This is a genomic window from Nocardiopsis sp. CNR-923 (assembly GCF_001942255.1).
Lineage (GTDB): Bacteria > Actinomycetota > Actinomycetes > Streptosporangiales > Streptosporangiaceae > Nocardiopsis.
Map to the genome: position 1 here is coordinate 148,718 of NZ_MKKC01000142.1, position 6,014 is coordinate 154,731.

4 protein-coding genes and 2 tRNA genes are annotated in these 6,014 nt (G+C 69.9%); 1 reads left to right on the forward strand and 5 read right to left on the reverse strand.

The features are described 5' to 3' along the window. The first annotated feature begins 1,413 nt into the window (after positions 1-1,413). Positions 1,414-2,718: an alpha/beta hydrolase gene (locus BJF83_RS24630; protein ID WP_262391867.1), complete on the forward strand. Its 1,305-nt coding sequence runs from the start codon at positions 1,414-1,416 to the stop codon at positions 2,716-2,718. Between the two features lie 67 nt (positions 2,719-2,785). Here BJF83_RS24630 and BJF83_RS30105 read toward each other — a convergent pair whose 3' ends face one another. The 5 genes from BJF83_RS30105 to BJF83_RS24655 all read right to left on the reverse strand — a co-directional run bounded on the left by BJF83_RS30105 (position 2,786) and on the right by BJF83_RS24655 (position 5,707). Then, on the reverse strand, positions 2,786-3,148 hold the full coding sequence (locus tag BJF83_RS30105) for a septum formation family protein (RefSeq protein WP_262391858.1): 363 nt from the start codon (positions 3,146-3,148) through the stop codon (positions 2,786-2,788). Between the two features lie 436 nt (positions 3,149-3,584). Continuing rightward, on the reverse strand, positions 3,585-4,163 hold the full coding sequence (locus BJF83_RS24640) for a septum formation family protein (protein WP_075928194.1): 579 nt from the start codon (positions 4,161-4,163) through the stop codon (positions 3,585-3,587). 259 nt (positions 4,164-4,422) lie between these two features. Beyond that, on the reverse strand, positions 4,423-4,905 hold the full coding sequence (locus BJF83_RS24645; RefSeq protein ID WP_075928195.1) for a septum formation family protein: 483 nt from the start codon (positions 4,903-4,905) through the stop codon (positions 4,423-4,425). Between the two features lie 444 nt (positions 4,906-5,349). After that, positions 5,350-5,422, reverse strand: a tRNA-Lys gene (locus tag BJF83_RS24650). Between the two features lie 212 nt (positions 5,423-5,634). Further along, positions 5,635-5,707 (reverse strand) — tRNA-Lys (locus tag BJF83_RS24655). Positions 5,708-6,014: the final 307 nt, after the last annotated feature.

Below are 6,014 nucleotides of genomic sequence, written 5' to 3' on the forward strand. Positions count from 1 at the left end.
CCTCGCTCGGTCTCCGATGACGGGGGGTCCTGGGACTTGACCATCCGGGAGATGGCCCGGCGGAACCGTCCTCCTCGTCCGTCCTCCGTCGGCTTCATCTCGGCCAGGGGGTTGCCATCGCGTTCGTGCGGCGACGGGGCCTGTGCCACAGTCTCGTCTCCTCGCATCAGGTGGGCGGATCGGCGGTGGCCCCGCACCACCACCCTGACCAGGGAGGTGCCGCCTCGTGGACCGCGCCGGGACCCCGTGGCGACGGGTGTCCCGTACGCCGGGGGAACGCCGGAACGGGCCCCACGGCGGATGGGGGGGCACGCACGATCGGATACCCGAACAAGGAGCGTAACGCCCTATCCGGAGACAAGTATCCACGTCCGACGCAATTCCTGTACATCCACCGAGAACCGTCGTTCGGATCGTCAGACTAACAAAGGGCCCGCCGCTTGACAGGAGAATCGAAGAAGCATCGGAAAAGACCTCGGCGCACCCGCCGCGACGTGCGGCAACGCGAAGCGAGGCACCTTATCCCATAAGTCTTAATTGTCGCGATTGTCACGCTCAAGACCTTAGCCACCAGCAACGATCCGTGTGCCCCAAGTCACACGACAAACCGTGGTCGCCTGACTCACATCCGGCACACGCGGGGGCGCGCGACCCGACCACGCCCGCCATCGGCTCCCGGGTCAGGACTGGATGCCGGGGCGCCCTGGATCAGTACGAGCACGATGCGGTCGTCCTGGCACATCTGATCGGCGGCCGTGACCGCCGTGTCGCGGGTGTCGGAGTCCAGGCCGAATTCGCGGACCCCGGTGAACCGGATGGCCCCGACGCCTCGCCGCCTCCAGAGCCCCGCGCCACCCCTGTGACCGAGCGGCGCCCTCCGCGCGACCCACTGGAGCCCTCAAACCACCGCATGACTGGACATTCACCCACAAGACAGACTGTCCACATCCGGTCAACCCACGCGTGCACAACTTTGGTGGGTGTTGCCCAACTTCGTCCGCTTCGTACGGTGACGACTCCGACGACGGCCACCCGAGCACCCCCACGGCTCGGGCGAAGAGCGGAGGCCAACCGTGCGCGGAGCACACACGATCAGCACGTCAACCGCGGGCGTCCTCGTGGGCGCCCTCACCCTCACCCTGGCGTCGGCCCTCCCGGCCGCCGCCGAGCCCACCGCCCCCACCGACCCCCTCGCCGCCTTCCACGACCAGGAGGTCGAGTGGGCGCCGTGCGGGGAAACCCGCCTCGAAGGCTGGAGTGCGCCGACGTCGATGCGCCCCTGGACTACTCCGACCCCGGCGGCGAGCGCGTCACGATCGCGATCAGCCGCAGGGCCGCGGATGACCCCGAACGCGCCGCGGGATCCTTATCACCAACCCGGGCGGCCCCGGCGGCACAGGTCGGGCCTTCCCCCTGGCCGACGCCCCCGAACGCGGCGTCTACTACGGCCTCGGCGACGAGCGGGTCGCCGAGGTCTACGACGTCGTCGGCATGGACCCGCGCGGCAGCGGCGCCTCGACCCCCAGGATGGAGTGCGAGGTCCCCGACATGACGATCGTCCCCCGCCCCGACGACGCGGACTTCTCCCGCATCACCCGCGACGCGATCGCCACCGAGCGCGCGTGCCAACGGGTCGACGGCGCCGCGCGCCCGCACATGACCACCGCGAACACCGCACGGGACATGGACGTCATCCGCGCCGCCCTCGGCGAGCGGACGCTCAACTACTTCGGCGTCTCCTACGGAACCTACCTGGGCGCGGTCTACGGCAGCCTGTTCCCCGACCGGCTGGACCGCAGCGTGCTGGACTCCTCGGTCCACCCCGACGGCATCTGGCGCGACGTCTACACCCGGATGGCCCCGGCCTACACCGCCAACGTCGAGCGCTACACGCCCTGGATCGCCGAGCGCGACGACGTCTACGGCATGGGATCGACGCCCGAGGAGGTCGCCGAGGCCTTCGAGGAGACGTCGCGGCGGCTCCGGGAGAACCCCCGCGACGACGTCCCCGGACTGCCGCCGGGGGCGACGTTCGGCGCCGCCGACTTCGACTTCACGGTCGGCTACCTCGCGCGGTTCCAGGGCGAGTGGGACGTGTCCGCCTCCGTGCTGTGGCACCTCGTCCACGACGTGCCCTTCCCTCCGTCCGCCCTGTCTGCGTCCGCGGAGGAACCGGCGTACGAGGCCTTCAACGCGGGCCTGTTCATCGCCGTGCAGTGCGAGGCCGAGTGGCCCGACCGGCTCTCCGGCTACTACCGGGACATGCGGGAGGTCCGCGATGAGCACCCCTTCGGCATGGGCGCCTTCCTGCACCGACCGCAACCGTGCACCTTCGCCTCCCACGACCCGGTCGAGCCCCTGGTCGACCTCGAACGCGACGGCTATCCGACCGGCCTGGTCATCGCGGGCGAGTTCGACGCCAACACCGCCTACGACGGCGGCCCGGCGATGGCCGCGCGGCTCGGCAACCCCCTGCTCACCGTCGCCGACGACGGCGGGCACGCCTTCTACTCGATACCGGGGATGTCCTGCGTGACCGATGCCGTCGACGCCTACCTGGTGGACGGCGCGGCGCCCGAGGAGGCCACCTGCCCGGGAATTCCCCGGCCGTCCGACGTGCCGCGGGATCCGGCGGAGGCCGCCGGGATCGGTGTGGCGCTCGTCGGGGCGCGGCTGGCCATGACGGACGCCTACGCCCTGTCGGCCGTTCGGCGGTAGCGCGCCCGCGTGTGCCGAGACGCCGCCCGCACCGGAACCCGAGCCTCCGGTGCGGGCCGCACCGAGCTCAGCGGTGGACGCCCTCCAGGCTGCCGGTGACCCGCTCGCCGCTGCGCTCGCGGATCAGGCAGAGGATTTCGCGGTCGTCGGCCTCGTTCCAGCCGCTCTCGGTCGGGAACAGCAGGGTGAAGTCCAGTTCGGACTCCGTGTGGGCAACGCCGACGAAGGCGTCGAACGCCTCCCGACACCGGTCGGAGGCCATGTCGGCGACCTCGTCCCGCCCGGGGAACTCCTCGCCCTCCAGGTCCCCGACGTAGTAGACCTCGTGGTCGTGCGGCTCGCCGCAGTCGATGACGGGCACCTCGGAGACCGCCTCGTCGGCTCCGTAGTCGGTGAGGCAGTCGCCCAGGTCGAGCGCGAAGACGTCCATGTCCGTGGGGCCGTCCGGCTCGATGGGGTCGGGCTCGGTTCGGAGGGTATCGGCGTGGGCGTGGGCTCGGGGCTCGGCGCGGGCTCGGGGCCGACGGTCCGGCCGTCGGTGAGGGCGGGCGGAAGCAGAGGGAGGGGGCCGCACGCCGACAGCGCCAGGGCGGCGCCGACGGCCAGGAGGCCCTGAGCGATTCGGGCGGGGATCGGACGACGCGTCTCGGACACCACGGTGACTCCACGGGATCGTCGAACTCGCACCGACGGGAGGTCGGCTGCACCCGTGCAGACGCGCCGGAGTCGCGAAACGTTCGCAGCGTCGCCGGATTCGACGCGGGCCGAGGCGACTGCCCGCACACCGCCCACGGGCGCACCACCGGACACGCCCCGGGGCGGTGCCCGGTACGGATCCCGCCCCGGGGCGGTCGACGCGTGTGCGGCTACTGGTTGACGCCCTGGAGACTGCCGGTGAACAGCTCGCCGTCGAGCGTGTTGGCGTAGCAGACGATCTCGCGGTCACCGCTGGCCCACGAGCCGGAGGTGGGGACCAGCTGGTTGGTGTAGTACTCCGATTCGGCCCAGGAGACCCCGAGGTAGTCGGTGAAGGCCTGGCCCTGGCAGGTCTCCTCGGCCTCGGCCCAGATAACGTCCTCACCGGGGAAGGTGTCACCGGCGACGTCGAAGGTGTGGAAGATCTCCGCGTTGTGCGGCTCGTCGCAGGGCAGGATCGGGATCTCGGAGACGCCGTCGCTCAGGAAGGCGCTGTTCATCTCCTCCTCGATGAAACAGTCACCGACGCTGAGCTGGAACACACCCGTGTCCGTGGGCCCCTGGGCGGTGGCGTCCTCGCCCTCGGCCGGGGACTCCAGCTCCACGTCGGGGACTTCGGGCACCTCGACGGAGCCGCCGCCCAGGATGTCGGCGATGGGGGCACAGGCGGACAGCGCCAAGGCGGCGCCGACGGCGATACCGCCCAGAGCGGTTCGGCCGAGGATCGTGTGGCGCTTTTCGAACAGCATCGGTACTCCAGAAGATCGTGAGTCACATCCCGACCCGTGCGGGTCGAGGGTGGGCGCACCTAGACCAGATGCGCTCGGTTCGGGGTTGGTTTTGGTCGGCCCGGGCTTGTTCGGAACGTGCCGGGCACGTGACGGCACGTACGCGGCGACGGCCGCCGGGCGGCCCGGGGGTGGTGGGCCGGGTCCGGGGAGCCGCCAGGGGCGGGACGCGCTTCCTCCGCGCGGGGGCCGGGGCGGCGGGGCACCCGTCCCGCTGCGACTAGCGGTTGGCGCCCTGGAGGGAGCCGGTGGTCGACTCCTCGGTGAACACGTAGCAGACGACCTCGCGGTCGTTCATCCGGTCCCAGCTCTCCTCGGAGGGTGCCAGCGATCCGGTGAAGATCTCCGACTCCGTGAACGCGAGGCCGACGAAGTCGGTGAAGGCCTGGCCCTGGCAGGTCTCGTCGGCCTCGGCCCACACGGCCTCCTGACCGGGGAAGGTGTCGCCTTCCATGTCGAACACGTAGTAGATCTCGGAGTCGTGCGGCTCCGCGCAGTCGACCAGGGGGACGTCGGAGACCTCGGAATCCGCGCCCGAGACGAGCATCTCCTCCTCGACGAAACAGTCGCCGACGGCGACCTCGAAGGCGTTGCCGCCGCCGAACATGGTGATCAGCGCGTCGCAGCCGCTGAGGCTGAGCACGGCGCCGACGGCCGTCGCGGACACCAGGGCGGCACGGGCAACGGGGGAGACGGAAGGCATGAGGGTACTCCGGGGTTTTTCAGGGATGGTCCCGCGCGGAGGGGGTGGCGGGAATTGTAGAGTTCACCACCGACCATGGCTGTGTCAATCCAACCTAAAGAAAACAGCGAATTGCAAAACAGTGACTACTCTTCGTGGTTAGCACTGGTCAGATCAGCAGAAGAATCCATGATCAAAGGCACAGCAACCCTAAACCACGAGTGGGACAGAACGGGGTGGCCGGGTACGGGAGGAACGGGAGGAACGGGAACCCGACCGCAGAGGGAATTCGCGCCGCGTAAAAGCCGGAAACCGCTGACCCGTGGGACTTCCCGCGTTCGACCGCGCGAGCGCCACGACCAGAGCGGACTCGGCGCACCGGGAACGGCGCTGTAGCCGACGGTGGCGGGAATCACACCCCGGAATGCACGAAAACCCTGGTCGATCGACCAGGGCTGTGTTCTGTGCGTCGTCAGGGACTCGAACCCCGGACCCGCTGATTAAGAGTCAGCTGCTCTGCCAACTGAGCTAACGACGCTTGATGTTCCGGAGACCTTCGCCGGCCCGCCGTTCCAACGCGGCCAACTCTACCGGAACTCCGCGGCGCCCCGAACCACGCGCGGCCGTCTGTGTGCCACGCCACCAGGGTGAACGCATCCCTCGCCCATGAGGGCCCGATGCCGGTGCACCCGGACACGCGAACGACCCCGGCCCGAAGGTGTACGCCTCCTGGCCGGGGTCGCCCCGTTGTGCGTCATCAGGGACTCGAACCCCGGACCCGCTGATTAAGAGTCAGCTGCTCTGCCAACTGAGCTAATGACGCCCGCCGCCCGCCAGGTCGGCCCAATGGTCCGCGCCCCCTGGCGACAACGACAACCTTAGCAGGACCTCGGGGCGGCCGCGAACCGGTTCCGGCCGCCCCGCGCGACGACGAGCGCCGTCCACGGAGGAGTCCTTCCAGGCGTTCCGCGGACGCATACCCCGCTGCGCGGGCGGCATCCACGCCACACGCCCTAGACGAGTCTTTCCACAAGCCTGCGCGCACGAAGAGAGGGTGTCCATGATCTGGTGTGAGCCAAGACATAGACACCCTCGTGACAGCACTCTACGTCAAGATCGACGACGACCGC